Source organism: Parapusillimonas sp. JC17, from assembly GCF_052180245.1.
Lineage (GTDB): Bacteria > Pseudomonadota > Gammaproteobacteria > Burkholderiales > Burkholderiaceae_B > Parapusillimonas.
Window position 1 is genome coordinate 540795 of the sequence record NZ_CP197474.1, and the last position, 18804, is coordinate 559598.

General features: G+C 64.1%; 19 protein-coding genes. 9 read left to right on the top strand and 10 right to left on the bottom strand.

The annotated features are described in order from the left end of the window. Positions 1 to 3: 3 nt before the first annotated feature. Complete coding sequence (locus ACSBPU_RS02575; RefSeq protein ID WP_442595328.1) at positions 4 to 1434, top strand: TolC family outer membrane protein; 1431 nt, start codon at positions 4 to 6, stop codon at positions 1432 to 1434. A gap of 106 nt (positions 1435 to 1540) precedes the next feature. On the opposite strand, the gene ACSBPU_RS02580 is transcribed toward ACSBPU_RS02575, so the two are convergent. Beyond that, positions 1541 to 1753, bottom strand: coding sequence for a hypothetical protein (locus tag ACSBPU_RS02580; protein WP_180070108.1), 213 nt, complete (start codon positions 1751 to 1753; stop codon positions 1541 to 1543). A 168-nt stretch (positions 1754 to 1921) separates the two neighbouring features. Between ACSBPU_RS02580 and ACSBPU_RS02585 the strand changes: the two genes are divergently transcribed. The 4 genes from ACSBPU_RS02585 to ACSBPU_RS02600 all read left to right on the top strand — a co-directional run bounded on the left by ACSBPU_RS02585 (position 1922) and on the right by ACSBPU_RS02600 (position 5826). Further along, positions 1922 to 2443, top strand: coding sequence for a gamma carbonic anhydrase family protein (locus ACSBPU_RS02585; protein WP_442595331.1), 522 nt, complete (start codon positions 1922 to 1924; stop codon positions 2441 to 2443). Further along, on the top strand, positions 2443 to 3348 hold the full coding sequence (locus ACSBPU_RS02590; RefSeq protein WP_442595333.1) for a DMT family transporter: 906 nt from the start codon (positions 2443 to 2445) through the stop codon (positions 3346 to 3348). The genes ACSBPU_RS02585 and ACSBPU_RS02590 overlap by 1 nt, the downstream gene beginning before the upstream one ends. 54 nt (positions 3349 to 3402) lie before the next feature. Continuing rightward, positions 3403 to 4389 (top strand): lipopolysaccharide heptosyltransferase I, encoded by a 987-nt coding sequence (waaC, locus tag ACSBPU_RS02595; protein WP_180070103.1) that lies wholly within the window; start codon positions 3403 to 3405, stop codon positions 4387 to 4389. 90 nt (positions 4390 to 4479) lie between these two features. Then, on the top strand, positions 4480 to 5826 hold the full coding sequence (locus ACSBPU_RS02600) for a 3-deoxy-D-manno-octulosonic acid transferase (protein ID WP_442595335.1): 1347 nt from the start codon (positions 4480 to 4482) through the stop codon (positions 5824 to 5826). A gap of 112 nt (positions 5827 to 5938) precedes the next feature. On the opposite strand, the gene galU is transcribed toward ACSBPU_RS02600, so the two are convergent. After that, a complete protein-coding gene (gene galU, locus ACSBPU_RS02605) occupies positions 5939 to 6775 on the bottom strand; it encodes a UTP--glucose-1-phosphate uridylyltransferase GalU (RefSeq protein WP_442595337.1) in 837 nt (278 codons plus the stop codon). A 302-nt stretch (positions 6776 to 7077) separates the two neighbouring features. On the opposite strand from galU, the gene ACSBPU_RS02610 reads away from it, so the two are divergent. Further along, entirely contained in the window at positions 7078 to 7833 is a 756-nt protein-coding gene (locus ACSBPU_RS02610) for a GntR family transcriptional regulator (protein ID WP_442595339.1), read from the top strand. Between the two features lie 5 nt (positions 7834 to 7838). Here ACSBPU_RS02610 and ACSBPU_RS02615 read toward each other — a convergent pair whose 3' ends face one another. The 6 genes from ACSBPU_RS02615 to ACSBPU_RS02640 are packed head-to-tail and all read right to left on the bottom strand — an operon-like array spanning position 7839 to position 14757. Then, entirely contained in the window at positions 7839 to 8843 is a 1005-nt protein-coding gene (locus ACSBPU_RS02615) for a formylglycine-generating enzyme family protein (RefSeq protein ID WP_442595341.1), read from the bottom strand. Beyond that, entirely contained in the window at positions 8840 to 10477 is a 1638-nt protein-coding gene (locus ACSBPU_RS02620) for an arylsulfatase (RefSeq protein ID WP_442595343.1), read from the bottom strand. Before ACSBPU_RS02620 ends, ACSBPU_RS02615 begins: the two co-directional genes overlap by 4 nt. A 15-nt stretch (positions 10478 to 10492) precedes the next feature. After that, complete coding sequence (locus tag ACSBPU_RS02625; protein ID WP_442595345.1) at positions 10493 to 11554, bottom strand: ABC transporter ATP-binding protein; 1062 nt, start codon at positions 11552 to 11554, stop codon at positions 10493 to 10495. After that, positions 11551 to 12384, bottom strand: a complete 834-nt coding sequence (locus ACSBPU_RS02630; protein WP_442595347.1) for a carbohydrate ABC transporter permease — start codon at positions 12382 to 12384, stop codon at positions 11551 to 11553. The genes ACSBPU_RS02625 and ACSBPU_RS02630 overlap by 4 nt, the downstream gene beginning before the upstream one ends. Beyond that, complete coding sequence (locus tag ACSBPU_RS02635; protein ID WP_442595349.1) at positions 12381 to 13322, bottom strand: carbohydrate ABC transporter permease; 942 nt, start codon at positions 13320 to 13322, stop codon at positions 12381 to 12383. The genes ACSBPU_RS02630 and ACSBPU_RS02635 overlap by 4 nt, the downstream gene beginning before the upstream one ends. Before the next feature lie 7 nt (positions 13323 to 13329). Then, positions 13330 to 14757, bottom strand: a complete 1428-nt coding sequence (locus ACSBPU_RS02640) for an ABC transporter substrate-binding protein (RefSeq protein ID WP_442595351.1) — start codon at positions 14755 to 14757, stop codon at positions 13330 to 13332. 197 nt (positions 14758 to 14954) lie between these two features. Between ACSBPU_RS02640 and ACSBPU_RS02645 the strand changes: the two genes are divergently transcribed. Continuing rightward, positions 14955 to 16010: a LacI family DNA-binding transcriptional regulator gene (locus tag ACSBPU_RS02645; protein ID WP_442595353.1), complete on the top strand. Its 1056-nt coding sequence runs from the start codon at positions 14955 to 14957 to the stop codon at positions 16008 to 16010. 27 nt (positions 16011 to 16037) lie between these two features. Next, the gene (locus tag ACSBPU_RS02650; protein WP_442595355.1) at positions 16038 to 16208 is read left to right on the top strand and encodes a hypothetical protein; all 171 of its coding nucleotides are present in this window, start codon (positions 16038 to 16040) and stop codon (positions 16206 to 16208) included. A gap of 123 nt (positions 16209 to 16331) precedes the next feature. On the opposite strand, the gene ACSBPU_RS02655 is transcribed toward ACSBPU_RS02650, so the two are convergent. Together ACSBPU_RS02655 and ACSBPU_RS02660 are read right to left on the bottom strand one after the other, a co-directional pair. Then, positions 16332 to 17192, bottom strand: coding sequence for a type III pantothenate kinase (locus ACSBPU_RS02655; protein WP_442595357.1), 861 nt, complete (start codon positions 17190 to 17192; stop codon positions 16332 to 16334). Further along, positions 17192 to 18067, bottom strand: coding sequence for a biotin--[acetyl-CoA-carboxylase] ligase (locus ACSBPU_RS02660; protein WP_442595359.1), 876 nt, complete (start codon positions 18065 to 18067; stop codon positions 17192 to 17194). Before ACSBPU_RS02660 ends, ACSBPU_RS02655 begins: the two co-directional genes overlap by 1 nt. Before the next feature lie 71 nt (positions 18068 to 18138). Between ACSBPU_RS02660 and ACSBPU_RS02665 the strand changes: the two genes are divergently transcribed. Continuing rightward, positions 18139 to 18783 (top strand): alpha/beta hydrolase, encoded by a 645-nt coding sequence (locus ACSBPU_RS02665; protein ID WP_442595361.1) that lies wholly within the window; start codon positions 18139 to 18141, stop codon positions 18781 to 18783. Positions 18784 to 18804 lie beyond the last annotated feature (21 nt).

Genomic DNA, 18804 nt, shown 5'->3' on the forward strand with positions numbered 1-18804 from the left:
ATCATGCGTATGGCCCTGGCTCTTGCAAGCGCGGTCTGCCTGCTGGCCGCGCGGGGCGGCGCCCTGGCTCAGCAACCCGCCGCTCCCGTGCCGGCCGCTGTGGCGCCCGGTTCGGTGCTGACTTTGTCAGACGCATGGCGCGCCGCGCTGCAGAACGATCCCACTTATCAGGCGGCCATCAGCGAGCGCGAAGCGGGGCAGACCAATCGCGCCATGGGCCGCGCGGGGCTGTTGCCCCAGGTCAGCGCCTCGCTGGGGCGCAACAAGATCCGCGGCACGCTGGACAGCCCTACGGCTTTCGGGGGCGTGGCGACGACCGATCTGGATTACATGGCCAAGACGAACGAGATCCGCGCCACGCAATCGGTCTTCAACTGGAGCCGCATCGCCGAGTATCGACAAGGCAATGCTCGCGCGGACTACAGCCTCGCTGTGTTCGATACCCGGTCCAAGGATACGGCGGTGCGCCTGATCAACCGGTATTTCCAGACCCTGCTTTCCTACGAAAACGTGGTGCTGTCGCAAAGCTATCTGGAAGCCAACGAGAAACAAATCCTGGCCGCGCAGCGCCGTTTCGACAGCGGCGAAGGCACGATCACGGATGTCCGGGAAACCAGTTCCCGGCGCGATCTGGCGCGGGCCGACCTGATCCAGGCGCAGGACGCGCTGGTGGTGGCGCGGCGCGAACTCCAGGAAATGGTGGGCAGTGCGCCGTCGGCCATCGTCGGCTTGCAAAGCGGCTTCAAAACACGGTCGCTGGATCCGGCCACCCTGGAAGGCTGGCTGTCGGCGGCCATGTCGAACAATGCGGAAATCCGCGCCGGCATAGAGGCCGTACGCATTTCCGAGCGCGAAATCGACCGCACGTTTGGCGGGCATCTGCCCACGCTGGACATCGTCGCATCGCGCAGGCTGGTCGAAAACGAAACCATCTCGACGCGCGACCAGGACAGCAACACGACATCCTTCGGCGTGCAGATCTCCCTGCCGATTTTTTCCGGGGGGCTGACGTCCGCCCAGGTTGCGCAGGCCCGCCATAACCGCGACCGCGCGTCGCAGGAACTCGAGGCGACACGCGAGCGCATCGCGGTGGAAGTCACCCGCCAGTATCAGGCGGTCGTCAGCGGCGCGGAGCGCATCGCGGCCCTGGTCGTGGCGGTGGAGTCCAGCGCGGCGGCCTTGAAGGCCGTCGAGCGCGGCTACCAGGCCGGCACGCGCAGCATCGTCGACATCCTCGACGCACAAGACCAGCTTTACCGCTCGCGGCTGGAGCTTACCCAGGCCCGGCTGCAATATGTCCTGGCCCGCCTGATGCTCGCCGGCGCCGCCGGCACACTGGACGCCGCCGCCATCGACACGGTAACCAGCGCGTATTTCGATGAGGGCGGAAAGCCCGTGAACATCGAAGGCAGCCAGCTCCCGGCCGGGGCCTGATTCACGCAGCTTGGGGTCAGACCCAATGGGTCTGACCCCGTTATTTCCCGCTGCCCGGGGTCAGACCCCCACCGCCAGCGTCAGGCCCCGCATGGGGTCTGACCCTTCAGCCTACGTTATCCCGCAGCCAGCGCTCGGCGTCGACAGCCATGTCCATCATGCGCTTGACGATAAGTTCGTCGGGCGTGCCCAGCGCGCGCTGGGCGGCGAACATGGCCTCCATGCTTTCCGGCGTGGGAAACCAGTCTTTCTCGGGCTGGAGTTCGAGTCCGTTCGTATGCTTGATGTTGCCGTTCGGCAGAATGTACCAGTTGCTCATCGGGATATTGTAAGGGTTGAAGGGTCAGACCCCCTGCGGGGTCTGACCCTGTACTCTTGCCTGGGGTCAGACCCATGGGTCTGACCCCTCGACTCTCGACCCCTTAACCGCCACGGATTTTCCTGCTACGATCTGTAGGCTTTTCAATATCGAGACACTGCGTTCATCATGACCTGTTACAAGCTTGGCAATATGGCTCCCGACATCCACGAGTCCGCGTTCGTTGCGGCCGAGGCCACCATCATCGGGCAGGCCACGCTGCATGAAAACACCAGCGTGTGGCCGGGGGCGGTGATTCGTGCCGACAACGAGCCCATCGTCATTGGCAAGGGGTCCAACGTACAGGAAGGGGCGGTGCTGCATAACGATCCGGGATGCCCGGTGCATATCGGCGAAAACGTCACCATCGGCCACCAAGCCATGCTGCACGGCTGCACGGTCGAAGACGGCGCGCTCATTGGCATACAGGCGGTGGTGCTGAATCGGGCGGTCATCGGCAAGGACAGCCTGGTGGGGGCCGGCGCGGTCGTTACCGAAGGCAAGGTGTTCCCCGAAAGATCGCTCATCCTGGGGGCGCCGGCCAAGCTGGTGCGTACGCTTTCCGACGAAGACGTCGCCGGCATGCGCCGCAATACGCAAACGTATATAGAGCGCGCGTCGCGCTACAAGAAAGAGCTCGTTGCCCTGTAATGAAACCGTCAGCCAGTGGTACCGGTCGGCCCTTCGTGGGCATAGGCGTGCTCGTGCTTTCGTCTTGGGCGCTGTCCGGCCTGGACGCCAGCGGCAAATGGGTGATGGGCGCCGGGGTCTCCCTGGTGGTGCTTTGCTGGGTGCGCTACGTGGTGCACCTGCTGCTGGTGCTGGGGCTGGTCCTGCCGGCGCGCGGTGCCAAGGTGCTGCGAACCAAGCGCCCGGGGGCCCAGATCACGCGCGGCGGCGTCATGCTGCTGGCAACGCTGTCCTTTTTCACGACGCTGCGCTACCTGCCGCAGGCGGAAGCCACGGCCATCAATTTTCTGGCGCCGCTGATCATGCTGGCGGTGGCGCCCTGGCTGCTGAAGGAACCTGCCCGCCTGTCGCGCTGGGTGGCGGCGGGCGTGGGTTTTCTGGGCGTGCTGATCATCATCCGTCCCGATGCCGGACTGCATCCATTGGGCACGCTGTTCGGACTGCTGACCGCCTGCCTGTTTGCCACGCAATTCATTGCCACGCGGCGCCTGGCCGCCGAGGATCCGTTCACGACCTTGCTCTGGAGCGGCGCCGTGGGCAGCCTGCTGCTCACGGTGGCCTTGCCGTTCGTATGGCCCACGATACAGCCCATGCTGGCGGCGCTCGACGCCTGGCAGTGGATGGTGCTGGTCTCGACGGGTTTCTGGGGAGCGTTGGGCCATTTGCTGCAGATCCAGGCGTATCGCTACGCCCCCGCCTCCATGCTCGCCCCTTTTCTGTATTTGCAGATCGTCAGCGCGGCGACCTTGGGCTGGCTCATATGGGGCCAGTTCCCCGATCCGCTCACCTGGCTGGGCATCGCCGTGATCTGCGCCAGCGGCGTCACGATCGCATTGGTCGAATGGCGCAGCCGCAAGCCCGCTTGAGAACTGAGATTTACGGCGGATACGCCCCCGGCGCGATGTATTTATAATGGCGCCATGAGCAAGAAAATCCTGATCGTCCGCACTTCCTCGCTCGGGGATCTGGTCCATATGCTGCCCGCCATGTCCGACATCGCGGCCCACGTTCCAGGCGCGCAAATCGACTGGATCGTCGAAGAAAGCTTCGCCGAGATCCCGGGCTGGCACCGGGCGGTCAGCGAAACCATACCCGTGGCCCATCGGCGCTGGCGCAAGCATTGGTGGTCGGCGGAAACACGCGCGGCGCGTGCCGCGCTGCGCAAGAATCTGGACGCGCGCCACTACGACATCGTGCTCGACATGCAGGCGCTCATGAAATCCATCTGGCTGGTGCGCCAGACCCATGGCCTGCGGCATGGTCTGGACATGCGCTCCGCGCGCGAACCCCTGGCCTCCCTCTTTTACGACGTCAAGCATACTGTCGAATTCTGGCAGCCCGCAGTCGCGCGCCAGCGCAAGCTGGCGGCGGCCGCGTTCGGCTATACCTATGAAGGCCCTCCGGATTTCGGCCTGGAACGCATCACCGACGGTGTCGAAATACAGCCGTACGCGGTGATCATGCCCTCGGCCAGCCGCGACGACAAGCTCTGGCCGGAAGAAGACTGGCACAAGGTCTTCGGCCGCCTGCGGGAAAAAGGCCTGAGCCTTAAGCTGCTGTCGGGCAGCCCTACGGAAACCGCGCGCGCCCAAAAGCTGGTGCAGGGCAATGCGGAGGCCGAAGTCCTGCCCCGGATGAGCCTCACCGAAGTGGCCAAAGTGCTGGCCGGGGCGCGCATCATGGTTGGCCTCGATAGCGGGCTGACCCATTTGTCGGCGGGCCTGGGCCGGCCGACCATAGGTATCTACAAGGCGTCGACACCGGTGCGGACGCCGCTCGAAGGGCCGGCCTACACTGCCAGCCTGGGCGAGCGCGGGAACGCACCTTCGGCCGAAACGGTGCTGAGCGCGGTCGATCAGGCACTGGCGACACAGACTGTGCCCCTGGGAGGCGATGCGCTCGCTTGATCGACGCACGTTACTGTTTTATACGCGCTGTAAGTGATTCTTCTATTTTATGCTTAAAATAGTTCATCTTCTGGACGCAACAGGCTTTTTTTGAATCGTTTTTTCTACACCGCGCTCGTCAGACTGCTGTCTCCCGGCTTGCTGGGCTGGATGGCCCTGCGCGCACGCCGTTCCGGCGGAGACTGGGGCGTGTGTGCCGGCGCCCGGTTCGGGCGCTATGCGGCCCCCGCGCAAAGCCGAAGCCCGGTATGGGTGCATGCGGTCAGCCTGGGCGAAACGCGCGCGGCGCAGCCTTTGATTCAGGCACTGCTGGACCAGGACTTCCCGGTGTTGCTTACCCACATGACGGTCACTGGCCGCGCCGAGGGGCAGCGGGCCTTTGCCGAGGCCATCGCGCAGGGGCGGCTGGAGCAGCAATGGCTGCCGTATGATTTTCCGGGTGCGACTAGCCGTTTCATGACGCACTACAGCCCCCGGGCCGGTATCCTGATCGAGCGCGAGGTATGGCCGAATCTGTTGGCATCGGCGCGCCGGCATGGGGTGCCCATGATACTGGCCAGCGCACGGTTCTCCGACCACGCCTTGCGGCAAAGCCTGCGGATAGGCAGCGTCATGCGCGATGCATACGCGAGCTTCCATGCAGTCTACGCCCAGACGCTGCATGATGCGCAGCGGCTGGAGCAGGCGGGCGCCGTGGCGGTGCGCGTATCGGGCAACTTCAAGTTCGATATTTCCTTGCCGGCCGACAAGATACAGCGCGGCCGGGAATTCGGGGCGGGCCTTGCCCGCAAGGTCATCGCCATCGCCAGCACCCGCGAAGGCGAAGATGCATTGTTCATTGCCGCGATCGATCGGCTGATCAAGCGCGCGCAAAATCATGGCAAGGACATTGCCGATCGCGTGCTTTTCTGCCTGATTCCGCGGCACCCGGAACGATTCGACGAGGCGGCGGAGCAACTGAAGCAGGCACGCCTGCCGTTCGTGCGCCGTTCGGAGCTCATCGAGGCGGGAGACTGCAGTTCAACGGCGTTTCACGCTTGCGAGAACGTCGCCGTGCTGCTGGGCGACACCTTGGGCGAGATGCCGTGGTACTACGCCACGAGCCAGGTCGCCATCGTGGCGGGAAGCTTCGAGCCGTTGGGCGGCCAGAACCTCATCGAAGCCTGCGCGGTGGGTGTGCCGGTGATCGTTGGGCCGCATACACGCAATTTCGAGCAGGCGGTGGTCGACGCCATGGACGAAGGCGCGGCACTGCGCGCGCCCAACGTCGATGCCGCCTTGCAAATGGCGGTGCAATTGCTGGACGAACCTCAGCGCCTTGCGCGAATGGGGGAAGCGGGCGCGCATTGGGTGCAGAAGCACACCGGGGCGGTGGCCCGTGTGCTGGGCGGGCTGAATGAGGGGGTCAGACCCCATGAGGGGTCTGACCCCTTGTAATGGTGCCGGGGTCGGACCCCGCATGGGGTCCGGCCCCTGGGGTGAGTTGGGGTCAGACCCCGTACGGGGTCTGACCCCTGGACCTCCGGACGGGGTCGGTCGAACCCCTGCGTCACAGCATTAATCCATGGTACTTCTTCCCCAGCTCCACAGTCGCCTTGAAGAAGCCTTCCTTATTCCCGCAGTCGTAGCGCAGGCCTTCGTATTGCAGTCCGAACACCGACTTGGCCTTGAGCAGGCTGGCGATGCCGTCGGTCAATTGGATTTCGCCGCCGACGCCGGCGCTGGTCTGGCGCAGATGGTCGAAAATTTCGGGTTCGAGCACATAGCGGCCAACGACTGCCAGGGTGCTGGGCGCGACGTCGGGGGCGGGCTTTTCGATCATGCCCGACACGCGTGTGGTGTTGGCGTTGACCGAGTCCCCGGAAATGATGCCGTACTTGTCGGTGTCTGCGCGATTCACATTCTGTATGGCGAGCACGCTGCCGTTCTGCTGGTGAGCGGCTTCGACCAGCTGCTGGGTGACCGAGGTGTCGGCGTCGATCAGGTCATCGGCCAGCAGGACGGCAAATGGTTCGTTGCCGACGATGGGCGCGGCGCACAGCACGGCATGCCCGAGGCCCAGCGGCGCCGGCTGACGGGTATAGATGCAGTTGACGTGGGAAGGTATGACGTTGCGCACCGCGTCCAGCAGTGCGTTCTTGTGCTTGGCGGCAAGTTCCGCTTCCAATTCGGGTGCGCGGTCGAAATGGTCTTCGATTGCGCGTTTGTTGCGGCCCGTGATGAAGATCAGGTCTGTAATGCCCGCGGCAATGGCTTCCTCGACCGCATACTGGATCAAGGGTTTGTCGACGATGGGAAGCATTTCTTTGGGCATGGCCTTGGTGGCCGGGAGGAACCGGGTACCTAGTCCGGCAACGGGAAAAACAGCTTTGCGTATCGGTTTCATGAGGCTCGCGGAGGTAGGTTGGAACTGCGGAAAATCATACCTGATGATCGCCATGCCCAGCGATGGTGCATCGTTGCCCCGGCATTGGCGAGCTGCCGGCTCCTAGCAATTAGCGTGCCCGGCATGTGGCGGGATCCGGCCTTCCTCCCTTGGCAAAACCCTTTAATAAGGCCCCTTATGACGTGTAATCGGCGCTTGAAGAGCGGATTTGGGCCGATAAAATGAATAAAAATCAGTATTAATGGACGGGGGCACGTGCTCGACACGTTGAACCGCCGCCGCACTTTTCCGTATCCCGATATATGTTCGTCACCAATACAGACCGTGTGCGCGCGGAACTCGAAGGCCGCATTGTCGACGGTGCACTGGCGCCCGGTACGACCCTGGACGAAACCTTGCTGTGCAAGATGTTCGACGTATCCCGCACGCCCGTGCGCGAGGCGCTGCTTCAGCTTTCCGCGGAAGGCTACGTGCGTATCGTGCCCAGGGCCGGAATCTATGTGGTACAGCTTTCCGCTGGCGAACTGCGCGAAATGTTCGAGTCGATGGCGTATTTCGAAGGTCTGTGCGCCAGCCTGGCCGCCCAGCGCATCAGCGATTCGCAACTGAAGAAGGCGCGCTATCTGCAGGAATTGGGCAACGATGCACTGTCCCGGCAGGATATCGACGCCTATCGCCAGTACGACAAGGAATTCCACGAATGCATCTACGGCGGCTGTGGCAACAGCTATCTGCGTTCGCAACTGATCTATCTGCGCAAGCGCACGCGTCCCTACCGCCGGCACCATGGTCCGTTCTCTTTCGAACAAGCCCAGTCATCGTGGGACGATCACCAGGTATTGCTGGAGGCCTTGCAGCGGCGCGACGAAACGCATGCCATGCAAGTGGCCTCGCGCCATGTGCGCATGTATGCGCTTCCCTTCATCGAGGCAGGGGAAGTCGCGCCGGAGCATCTGTACTTCGGCGCGGGGCCGCGACAGGCAGGCGAGCTTAGCGTGATGGACATGCCGCGCTTGTTCCTGTCCGCGAAGCAGCGCGACGAATCGCTGGTTCCCTGACGCCGTCATCCGGCAACGCGGAAGCCCGAATTGCTTGCCGCGCTGTCCGGCGTGTTGCCGTTGCGCGCACCCACCCGATACCGGTTGCAGTAAGAGGCATGGCACAAGAACGATCCGCCCCGCATGGCGCGGCGGCCGCTGTCCTGCAGGAACACGGGATTGTGCGTGCTGGTGAGCCGGTGATAGTGCGGCGTGAAGGCATCGGCGCACCATTCCCACACGTTGCCGGCCATGTTGTACAAGCCATAGCCGTTGGGTTCGAACGACCGGGTATGCAAGGGGCCGGGCGCCCAGCCGGGCGCGGGCTGGTCGGGAAACACGCCCTGCCAGATATTGCAGCGGGCGCGGCCTTCATGCACCAGTTCGTCGCCCCAGGGGTAGCGTTTTCCATGCAGGCCGCCGCGCGCGGCGCATTCCCATTCCGCTTCGGTGGGCAGGCGGCGGCCCGACCATGCGCAATAGGCCTGGGCGTCGAACCAGGAAATATGCACGACGGGATGGTCCGGCCGTTCGTGGATATGGGATCCCGGCCCTTCGGGACGCTGCCATGACGCGCCCTCGACGACGCGCCACCATGGCAGGCCGCGAGGCCTGGGCAACGAGGCTCCGTCCGCCAGAAGCTGGCCCTGGAAAACGAACGAGGCGCCCAGCCGTTCCGCATCGGTAATGTAGCGCGCGTCGCGCACGAAGTCGGAGAACTGGCTGTTGGTGACGGCGGTGGGGGCGATGCGGAACGAGTCCAGGCTGACAAGCCGCGGCGGGCCTTCGCCGTCGTCGGGAAAGCCATCCCGGTCGCTGGATCCCATCAGGAACCGTTGGGCGGGTATCCAGGCCAGGCCGTCGTCGAGCCGATTTCCCGAGCCGGCCGCCGCCGGAGCGGCTGCGGAATCGATCTGCGCGCCGGCACCGGGGTCGGAGGCCGCTCCGCCTTGCGCCGCGCTCGGCCCGCGGGATTCCTGCGTCGCCGGCATGCAGCATGGCTTGCGCCCGTCGCCGCCCATGGCCGTCATTCGCCTTCTTTTTCCCAGAAGGCGGGTTCGGATGTCTGTTCCTTCATCATCGCCAGGACCTTCTCGCGTGGAAGGACGCCGCAGCGGGCGGCCCAGGCCTCGTACTGCGCGGCCATTTCCTGAACGCGGTCGGGATGCCGGCTTGCCAGGTCATGCAGTTCCGTGCGGTCCGCCTCCATGTCGTAGAGTTCCCAAGGCTTCGGATAGTTGCGCACCAGCTTCCATTTGCCGATGCGAACGGCCGCGTTGCCTTCATGCTCCCAGAACATCGGCGGCCGGTCCAGGCCGTCTTCTTCGAAGAGCGGCCGCAGGCTGGTCCCTTCCAGCGGTGCGACGGGCTTGCCTTCCCATGCCTGCGGATAGGGCGTGCCGGTGATGTCGAGCAGGGTGGCCATGATGTCGGGCAGGTATCCCGGAGCATGCCGTATGCCGCCTTTTTCCTTGATGCCCTGGGGCCAGTGGCAGATCAGCGGGGTGGAGATGCCGCCTTCATGGATCCAGTGCTTGTACAGGCGGAACGGCGTGTTGGAAAGGTTGGCCCATGCGACCCCATAGCTTTGATAGGTGTTTTCGGGGCCGGGCATGATGTTGGGATTGTTGCCGAAGTGGACCTCTTCGCCGGTGCGCGTGCGGGCTTTGGCGATCATCAGCTTGTTGACGAGTTCGTCGACGGTGACGCCTTCGGGGATGTCTTCGGCGCAGGCGCCATTGTCCGACAGGAAGATGATGAGGGTGTTGTCCAGTTGGCCGGTTTCCTCGAGCGCGGCGATGATGCGCCCGATGCCCTGGTCCATGCGATCCACCTGCGCGGCATAGACTTCCATGCATCGCAGCAGCCAGGCTTTTTCCTGGGCTTCTGTCCAGGGCGGCTGGGTGGGATCCCTGTCCGACAGCGCCCATTCCGGTTCGAGCATGCCTTCGTCGATCAGGCGCTTGAGCCTTTCCGCGCGCAAGGCATCCCAGCCCTGGTCGAAGCGGCCCTTGTATTTGGCGATGTCCTCGTCATGCGCATGCAAGGGCCAGTGCGGCGCGGTGTAGGCCACATATTCGAAGAAAGGCTGGCCCGCGTGCCGACGGGCGTGCTCGCGGATGTAGTCCGCCGCCTGGTCGCTGATGGCGTCGGTATAGAAGAAGTCCTTGTTGTCCCGGGCTTCGTGCTCGATGTTCTCGTTGCCGCGCGTGAGGGTGTTGGGATCATAGAAACTGCCCGCGCCGATGATGGTGCCGAAGAATTCATCGAAGCCGCGCTGAAGAGGCCAGGTATCGGTGGGCTTCGTCAGGCTGCTGGCCACATGCCACTTGCCGCTCATGTAGGTTTTGTACTGGCTGGCCTTGAGCGCCTGCGGGATGGTGACGCAGTTCTTGCCCAGATTGCCGGCATAGCCTTCGGGCCCCATGTCGTAGGTCAGCACGCCCACGCCGGTCTGGTGCGGGTGCAGGCCGGTCAGCAAGGACGCGCGCGACGGGCTGCAGCGGGCGGTGTTGTAGAACTGCGTGAAGCGTAGCCCGTTCGCGGCCAGCCGGTCCAGGTTGGGCGTCTGGATCTCGCCGCCGTAGCAGCCTATGTCGGAATAGCCCATGTCGTCGTTCAGGATGAGCACGATGTTGGGCCTGCGTATGTCGTTATGATTCATGGCGTGTCTTTGGAGTTAATGTGGCAACCGTTCGCCGGTTTGCCGGTCGAACAAGTGTGCCGCGGAGGGTGCGAAGCCCAGGAATGCTTGCTGCCCTTCCTGCAGGCCGGCTTGCTGGTCGAGACGCATCTTGATGTGTTGATCGCCCACCGTGACGATGGCGATAACGCTGTCGCCCAGGTCTTCGATGAACTCCACCCGGGCGGGGATGCCTTGGTCGGCGATGTGCAGATCGCCGGGCCGCACGCCCAGGGTCACTTCGCGCTCGCCCTGGTCCCGGGCGCCCTGCACGGCCAGGCTGGCGCCATGCAGGCTGACCAGCCCATTGGCCAGTTTCGCGGGCATCAAGTTCATGGGTGGCGTGCCGATGAAGGCCGCCACCACGGCATTGGCCGGCTTCAGGAAGACCTCCTTGGGTGTCCCGACCTGCACGATCCTTCCTTCCATGAACACGGCGATGCGATCGGCCACGGTCATGGCTTCTTCCTGGTCGTGGGTCACATATACCGTGGTGATGCCCAGCGACCGCTGCAGGCGGCGCAGCTCGGCGCGGGTGTCCACGCGCAGCTTGGCGTCCAGGTTGGACAGCGGTTCGTCGAGCAGGAACAGCCGCGGCTTGCGGACGATGGCGCGCGCCAGGGCGCAGCGCTGCTGCTGTCCGCCCGACAACTGGCCGGGCCGGCGCGACAGCAGGCGGTCGATGCCCACCTTGGCCGCCGCTTCCTGCACGGCGCCGTCGATGGCGCCTGAGGGCGTGCCCATCATCTTGAGGGGAAAGGCGATGTTCTCGGCCACCGTCATGTGCGGGTACAAGGCGTAGCTTTGGAAGACCATGGCGACGTCGCGTTCGCCGGGCTGGGCATGCGTGACATCGACATCGTCCAGCAGCACCCGGCCTTCGTTCACCGATTCAAGGCCGGCCAAAATGCGCAGCGTGGTGGTCTTTCCCGAGCCCGACGGCCCCAGCAGCGCGAAGAACTCGCCGGGGCGGATGTCGAGGTCGACGCCATGCAGCGCGGTGAAGCTGCCATGGCGCTTGACGATGTTTTCCAGTTTTACGGATCCGGACTGGGTCATCGACGGCCCCCTCCTTTGACTGCGCCCACGGTAAGTCCCTTGACGATATGTCGTTGAGCGACGAGCCCCACAATGATGACGGGCGCCATGGCCAGCATGGCGCCGGCCGCCAGCCGGGCCCATTGCGTTTGCTCGACGGAAATGAAATTGAACATGGCCACGGTGACGGGCCGGACATTGTTGCCGGTGAGGACCACCGCGAACAGGAATTCGTTCCAGGCATTCAGGAAGACGAAGACGGTGGTGACGGCGATGCCGCCGCGCACTTGCGGCAGAATCACATACCACAGGGTGCGAAAGCGTCCAGCGCGGTCGAGCAGCGCGGCTTCTTCCATTTCGAAGGGAATGTCTTCGAAGTACGACACCATCAGCCAGATCGCGAAGGGCAGCGAGAAGGTGAGGTAGATGGCGGTGATTCCGCTATAGGTATCCAGCCCGCCGATCTTTTGGAGCACCAAGTAGAAGGGGATGATCAGCCCCACCGGCGGCAGCATCTGCGTGGCGAGCACGTAGAATCCGCTGCCGCGCTTGGCCGGATACCTGAGCCTGGCCATGGCGTAGGCGGCCGGAACCGCGAACAGCATGGTCAGCAGGGTGGTGGAAACCGATATGATCGTGCTCGACCACAGGTTGGGCAGAATGGACGAGGAACCGAAGATGACGTCGTAGTAATTGCTGAGCGTGGGCTCGAATACCAGCAGGGGCGGGTAGGCCAGGACGTCGCGCTCGGTCTTGAAGGAAGTGAGCAGCCCCCACAACACCGGAAACACCCATACGGACAGCAGGCAGGCCGCGAGCAGCCACAGCAGGATTCTCCTGATCGTTTTCATTCGGGCCTCCGGAGGCGGAATATGATCCACGCGATGGCCAGTGTCAGGGCCAGCAGGACGACGGCCAGCGAGGATCCGTATCCGATGTTCAGTTCGGAGAACGAGGTGCGGTAGGCATACAGATTGAGGATCTCCGTGGACGAGCCCGGGCCGCCGCCGGTCGCGGCGAAGATGGCGGCAAAAGCGGAAAGCGCCGTCACCATCCGCAGGATCATCACCATGATCAAGGCGGGCCGGATGAGCGGCAGGGTGATGTAATAGAAGCGCTGCCAAGGCCCGGCTCGATCGAGGCGCGCGGCTTCGTAGATGTCGGGCGGAAGTGTGGACAGCGTGGCCAGCAGCACCAGGAACGCAAAGGGCGTCCATTGCCAGGTGTGGATGGCAATGACCGAGATCAGCGCCAGCTGCGGGTCGCCCAGCCAGTTGTAGCTGCCCAGACCCAGCCAGCGCGTCACCAGGTCGACCAGGCCGACGTCCGGCGCCAGCACCAGCGTGCGCCAGAACAGGCCGACCACCACGGGCGCCAGCACGATGGGCAGGATGGCCGCGACGCGCAGCAGGCCCTGGCCTTTTGGTATTTGCAGCACCAGCAGGGCGAGCGCAAGCCCGAGCGTCACCTGCATGAACACCGTGGATGCGGTGTAGATGACGGTGAGCAGCAGCGAGTTCCAGAACCGGGGATCACTCCCCATATGGATGTAGTTGTCCAGGCCGGCGAAGCCGGACAGATACGGCATGGCCAGGTCCAGGCGCTGCAGGCTGCTCCAAACCAGGTAGACCAGGGGAATGGTCGTGGCGCAGACAAGCACGATCAGCGCCGGAGCCAGCAAGGCCAGCGCGAACCGGCGCTCCTGGCTGGCCAGCGAGCGGCCGGCGGCCGCAGCGCCTGGGGCGCCTTCCTTGGGCGCGCGGCTGGGCATCGAGGCGGTGGCGGTCATGTGGCGGTCAAGCCTTCATGATCTGGTCGATGCGGGCCTGTGCCTGGTCCAGCGCTTCCTTGGCGCTGCGCTCGCCCACCAGCGCGGCCTGGATGGCGACGGCCATGGTGTCGCCGATGGCGGGCCACTGCGGCACGCGTGGACGCCAATCCACGTCGGTGTCATGTTCCAGCGATTCGAGCGCGGCGGGAATGAAGTTGTCTCCCGCACCCTTCATGGCTGCGGCGAACTCGGGCGCTTTCCACAGCGAACTGCGGTTCAGGCCGGAGCGCGGCGCAGCGCTGTCGGACTTCCAGGAAGTGCGGGCCTGGGTTTCGGCGGACGTGGCCCAGGCGATGAACAGCCATGTCGCTTTCTTGGCATCGGCCTTGAGCGCCGCATTGATGGGAAAGCCCCAGTTCCAGATGGAGGTCACGCGCTTGCCGTCCGGGCCTTTGGGCCAGCGCGCATAGGCGACCTTGCCCACGACGCGCGACTTCTGCGGGTTGGTGATGACGGCCGCCGAAGAGTGGGCATCGATATAGCAGGCCACCGTGCCTTGCGAAAAAGCGTCGGCGATATCGGGCCAGTTCCAGTTGCGCACCGCGGCCGGCGCGTATTTGGTGAGCGCATTCACGTACCATTCGAGCGCCTTGACGGCTTCGGGCGAGTTCACCACGATCTTATTGCCGTTGAACCATTGACCACCGAAACTGCGGAAGATGGACGGGTAGATATACATGTTCTGCCCGGCGCCCGCGAAACCGCGCAGGGCCAGGCCGTACAGCCGATTATCGGGGTCGTTCAATGCCTGGGCGTTGGACAGCAGTTCTTCGAGCGTGTCGGCCGGCTTCAGGCCTTTGGCGTCGTACAGGTCCTTGCGGTAGACTTGCACGGTGACTTCGCCGTCGTAAGGTATGCCGTAAGGCTTGCCGTCCACCGAGTCCGCATCGCGCCAGGCCTTCAGGATGTCATCGTAGTCATACCAGGCGGGGTCGGTGAGCGCCGGATCGTTCAAATAGCCGTCCAGCGGATCGACCCATTTGTTCGCGACATACAGCGGGTAGTACATCGGGTCGGCGGCATGAGTGGCATAGGTGGCCGTGCGGGAAGACAGGTCCAGCATGGCTTTTTGCCGGATCTGGCCCGGCGGGACTTTTTCCATGCGCACCTTCACGCCGGTCAGTTGCTCGAACTGAGGCACCAGCGAGATCAGGTTCTCGAAATAGCTGGCAGGAATGACCGCCACCGTGATCTGCTGGCCTTCCGCCTGCCGCCAGTTTATTTTTGCGGACTGATAAGGCGCGAGATCAACGCCCTGCGCATAGGCGCGCGACAGGAACCCGGGGCCGGCCATGGCGAGTGCGGTTGCCGACGCCGCCTGCTTGAGCATTTTGCGCCGGGATGGCTGTTCAACGTTACCGTCCTTCTGTGTGAGGCGTGGTGTTTTATTCATGATGTCTCCTGACTTTGAATGCGGCCACCGATGTATGTAAACGTTTACATCATGGTAATATATCAGCTTGATCTATGTTAAACAACGCATGGATTTAGGTATAAACCCGTAATCTGCTTGATTTCACCGTGGCTTGTAATCGTTTTCTAAGCTATGGTTTTGCTTGTTTCGCCTGGCGTTGACATGCCCTAGCCCATATGCCTCAAACCCCTCATCACCGACGGGCCTCCACGCCGCGGTCGCGTTCAAGCTCGAAAGACGTCGCACAGTTGGCCGGCGTGTCGACCGCCACGGTTTCCAGGGCAATGAACAACCCCGACACGGTCGACCCCGAAACTTTGGCGCGCGTCCGGGCGGCGGCAGACAAGCTGCGGTATGTTCCCCACGGCGGGGCGCGTTCCCTGCGCAGCCACCGTACGCGCATGATCGGCGCCGTCGTGCCGTCGGTGGAATATGCCTTGTACGCCCGCACCACCAGCGCCGTGCATCAGCGAGTCAGTGCGCGCGGCTATTCGCTGGTGCTTGCCGAACACCATTACGATCTGGACGCTGAGCTGCGTGTCGTCGAGCAGCTGATGCAGCACGGAATGGATGCCTTCGTGTTCGTGGGCCTCGATCACCATCCTGCCTTGTTTTCCCTGCTCGAAGACTATGGACGGCCGTACGTGCTGACCTGGGGCGTCGACCCGCTGCGCCGGCATCCCAGCGTTGGCTTCGACAATCATGCCGCCGCCTATCAGGTCACCCGCCACCTGATCGAACTGGGCCACCGGCACATCGGCTTGCTCAGTGCGCCTTTGCAGGGCAATGACCGGGCCATGGCGCGCGGGCAGGGGATGCGGGCGGCGCTGGCAGAGGCGGGCCTGGCGCTCGATCCGCGCCATGTGCAATATGCCCCCATCCATCTGCATACCGCAGAGCAGGGCATGTCGGCGCTGATCTCCTTGCCGGACCGCCCGACGGCCGTGGTGGCCACCAACGACATCTTCGCGGTCGGCGGCATGATCGCCTGCCGCAAGGCGGGGCTGCGCATTCCCCAGGACATCTCCATCACGGGTATCGACAATACCGACCTGGGCGCCACCCAGACGCCCGGCCTGACCAGCGTCCGCACCCCCATCATCGAGATCGGCCATGCCGCCGCCGAACAGCTCATCGCGCGGCTCGAAGGCAAGGACTTCGAGGCGTTCCAGTCGTTTCCCATCGAGGTCGTCTACCGGGGCAGCACGGCGGCGCCCGGCGGCAACGACTAAGGTTCCGCTTGCGGTAAACTGGCGCGCATGAGATTCCTATTCATTGTCGTATTGCTGGCCAACGTGGCGGTTCTGGGCTTCGGCCAGGGCTTCTTCGGTACGCCGCCCAGCGAACGGGGCCGCGAACCGCGCATGCTGTCCGAACGCAACCAGAACGCGATTCAGCTGGAAGCGCCGCAGTCGAAGGTAAAAGGCTGAGAGGGCGGGGGGTCAGACCCCATACGGGGTCTGACCCCGATACAGCCCACAGAACTAAGGGGGTCGGACCCCGCATGGGGTCCGACCCCAAGTACGAACTGAGGGGTCCGACCCCAATATGAGTTAAGGGGTCTGACCCCTCGATCCGGGGTCTGACCCCTCGATCGATTCGACCAGCCGGCTCTTCGCCAGTCGCGCCAATCCATCCAGCACGGGCGTTTGCAGCCACTGTATGCCTTCTTCCGGCAGACCCAGGTCGCGCTGCATCAGCGCAAGAGCGTGCCGCGCTTCTTCTTCCAGCATGGGCCATCCACCGCCGCTGCAGAATATCTGTGGCGGCTGCCCGAAATGCGCCAGGCCGGCGCGCCATTGCCTTAGCAGCGCGCCGGATTGCGCGGCGGCGATGCCGCTGCTGATGGCGGCATGCGTATGGGTCGGAAAAGCGACGGCGCCGCCTTCCGCGCTGGGCAGGTTTGCCGTGCCGTTGGCCAGCGACGCGCGCATGAGTTCGGGCCCGGGCAAAATCAGGCCGCCGTGAAAGGCGTAGCTTGCGGCCGGCGCGGCATCCAAAGGGTGCGCAAGCGTGTCGATGGTGGTGGCGGTGCCGAAGCTGGCCAGAATGGCGGGCGTGCGCGGCTTGCGTTGGGCGAGCCCGATCATGGCCACCCAGCGGTCCGGCCCCAACTGGGCGGGCTGGTCGTAAAGGTTGACGACTTCCGGCACGGTCGTGCCGCCGTCGACCCAGTCTATCGCCAAGCCTTGGCTGAAGCTGAATATGTATTCGATTTCCTTGGCCAGCGCCTGGCCCGCCACATTGACGCCGATGGCGGCGCGGGGCGATTCCGGCAAGGCGGCGAGCCAGGCCGCCACCTGCTGGATGTTGTTGTGCTCCAGGGCCAGGACCTGATCCTCGCGCTGGCCGGTGCCGCGCCGTGTCCAGCCCAGCTTGATGCGCGTATTGCCTGCGTCGATCAGCACCTGCATCAGTTGTGCTCCTGCTGTGGCCGCACGGAAACCTCGCCCACGGATACGGCGGTTTCTCCTTCCGGAGAGCGCAGGATGAGCTGGCCTTGTTTGTTGATGCCGCAGGCGATGCCGGCGTGCAGCAGGCGTCCGTTGTCGAGAACGTCGATACGCTGTCCCGCCAGCGCATCCACCTGCGCGTAGCGTTCAGGAAGCGAATCAAAACCATATGCCGTGACTTGATTCAAGCTGTCATACCAGGATTGCGCCAGGGCCGCGACCATGGCGCAGGCCGAGACGGACTGCGCGGCTTCGTCGTGGCGGGCGATTTCCGCCCAGTCGGCCACTTGCCGATTCAGCGACTGGCTGAGCGAGCGGGCGTCGTCGAGGTTGACACCCATGCCGATGATGGCGACGTAGTGATCGGCCGTCAGGCGCGAGGTGCCGGCACGCGTGGCCTCTACCAGTATGCCGGCGAGCTTGGCGGAATCCCACTGCAAGTCGTTGGGCCACTTCATGGTCAGCCGCGGGCGATTGGCCGGATCGATGAGGTTGCGCAAGGCTTCACAGGCGGCCAGGCCGACCAGCGGCGAAAGCGTCGGCAGCCGATGCGCCGGCAGGAAAAGGTCGAAAGCGCAGGAGAACATCAGGTTCGCGCCGCTGCGGTTCTGCCAGCTTCGGCCGGCGCGTCCGCGGCCGCGATTCTGAAGATGGGCGCCCAGCAGCCATGGGCGGGCGAGCGGCCCTTGGGGCGCGCGCGCCTTGGCCATCAGGTCGGCGTTGGTGGAATCCGTTTGGTCGACCCATTGAACCTGCTTGAATTGCGGCAGGCGGGACTGAAGCTCGGCCTGGAGATCTTCCGGGTCGGGTAGAAAAGGGCGGGAAGGGGTGTTCATGGTTGTAGCGCGTTGTGTCGGAATGCGTGGCGTAAAATAGGCACGCTTTGTTTATATCTTAATCTGCCGATATGCTTGCTCGCACCCAGAATATCACCTTCGAGGGCGCTGCCGGCGCCATAGACTGCGTGCTCGATCTGCCCATGTCGTCGCCGCGCGGCTGGGCGCTGGTCCTGCACCCCCATCCGCTGCACGGCGGCGCGCGCGAAAACAAGATCGTCACGACGATTGCGCGCGCCTGTGTCCAGGAAGGATTGGCCGCATTGCGCCCCAACTTCCGAGGCGTGGGCGCTTCCGCCGGCGAATTCGACGCCGCGGTGGGCGAGACCGCCGACATGGAGTTGCTGGTGCAGCAATTCTCCCAGGCCTACCCCGACCTGTCGGCAGGCAAATGGGTATTGGCGGGCTTTTCATTTGGCACGTCGGTGGCGGCGCAGCTGTATTCGCAGCTGGCGGAGCACTCGCAAAAAGTGCCGGATGCTTTATTATTGTTCGGCTCGGCGGTCGAGCGCTTCCGGTTCCGCGATGTTGCCGTGCCGGCCGATACCTTCCTGGTTCACGGCGAGGCCGACGAGGTCGTGCCGCTTGCGGAATCCATGGAGTTCGCGCGCGCCCACGGCCTTCCCATGGTGGTCGTTCCCGAAGCCAGTCACTTCTTCCATGGCAAGCTGATTGCGCTCAAGCAGCTGCTTCAGTTGCGCCTGGCAGCGGTGTGACGGCCCGGAAAAATTCCTTTA